The organism is Streptomyces sp. AcH 505 (assembly GCF_000818175.1).
Lineage (GTDB): Bacteria > Actinomycetota > Actinomycetes > Streptomycetales > Streptomycetaceae > Streptomyces.
Window position 1 is genome coordinate 2,453,372 of record NZ_JTIY01000001.1, and the last position, 1,366, is coordinate 2,454,737.

2 protein-coding genes are annotated in these 1,366 nt (G+C 72.1%); both read right to left on the bottom strand.

From position 1 onward, the window contains the following. A partial coding sequence (locus HY68_RS11350) for an LLM class flavin-dependent oxidoreductase (protein WP_041987631.1) occupies positions 1–414 on the bottom strand: 414 nt, incomplete at its 3' end. Positions 415–563: 149 nt separating this feature from the next. Continuing rightward, positions 564–1,366, bottom strand: an 803-nt coding sequence (locus tag HY68_RS11355; RefSeq protein ID WP_157874440.1) for a hypothetical protein, incomplete at its 5' end; no start/stop codon positions are given.

Genomic DNA, 1,366 nt, shown 5'->3' on the forward strand with positions numbered 1-1,366 from the left:
CTCGTTCACCAGCCGGCCACGGCTCGTGGGGTCCGTGCCGTGGTTCTCCATCTCCTCGCGGTTCCAGCCGACGCCGACGCCGAACACGGCGCGCCCCGCCGACACGACGTCGAGCGAGGCGACCTCCTTCGCCGTGTGGATCGGGTCCCGCTGCGCCACCAGAGCGATGCCCGTGCCCAGCAGGATCCGGTCGGTGACGCTGGCGGCAGCGGCCAGCGCGACGAAGGGGTCGAGGGTGCGGTAGTACTTCTCCGGCAGCTCGCCACCGTTGGGGTAGGGGGTCCTGCGGCTGGCCGGGATGTGGGAGTGCTCGGCGATGAGCAGCGAGTCGAAGCCGCGTTCCTCGATCGCGCGGGCCAGGGCGGCAGGCGCGATGCCCTGATCGGTGATGAAGGTCGAGATGCCGAATTTCACTGCGCCTCCTGGGAGCGGACGGGGAAGGGACGGGCGGCGGTGCACCCCGACGGTACGGGGTGCACCGTCCGCCCTCCCTACCCGGCACTCCGGGCCGTATGCCCGGATTGCGGCTGCTTGCTCCTAGCGCCTGTCAGCAGGTCCGGCGGTCAGACGGCGCCGGCCTGCCGGTAGACGTCGAGCGCCTCGTTGCCCAGGGTCGGGTGGTACTCGTTCGCCCCGGCGCTGACGCTGATGTTGCCGACGAGGGCGCCCGCGCCCGCAGCGGTGTCGAAGTCGGCCAGGAAGCCGCCTCCGCTCGATCCGCCGCTCTGTACGCAGTCGATGCCCCACATCGTGGAGCCCGGCCGGCCGCCGTCGATGAACTCGTCGCCCTCGCAGTGGTTCAGCCGCTCGCCGCTGCCCTCCTCGGCGGAGCCGCCGTAGCCGAAGGAGTGCACATGCCGGCCCGTGGCCGAGTTGAACGCGATGCCCTGCGCGCCGACGGTGTCGACGAGCGAGCGTCCGTCGACCTGTCCGACCCGGGCGAAGGCGAAGTCCCAGTTGGCGTTGCCGCCCGTGGAGACGTACTGGTCGAGGTGGAAGAGCTGGGTGGCGGTGAACGTGCCGAACGGCCGGTTGCCGTTGGCGTAGCCGGGGATGAAGACCCAGTTCCGGTAGACCTCGCCGGTGCCCGCGTCGACCACGCAGTGTCCTGCGGTCAGGACGACGGACTTGTTGTCGCTGTTGGCGACGGTGGCCGAGCAGGTGAACGTGCCGCCGTCGGCGCGCTGGAAGAACACCTTGCCCGCCGTGGTGCTGATCAGTCCGCCGCCGGTCCAGGCGGTCGGCGCCGAGGCCGCGACGGACTTCGCCGACCGTACGGCCGCCTCGGCGGGCGCGGCGACCGGCGGTACTTCGGTGAGCGGCCGGGACACGGCGGCGGACGCGTGACCGGCGGGCGACGGCGCCG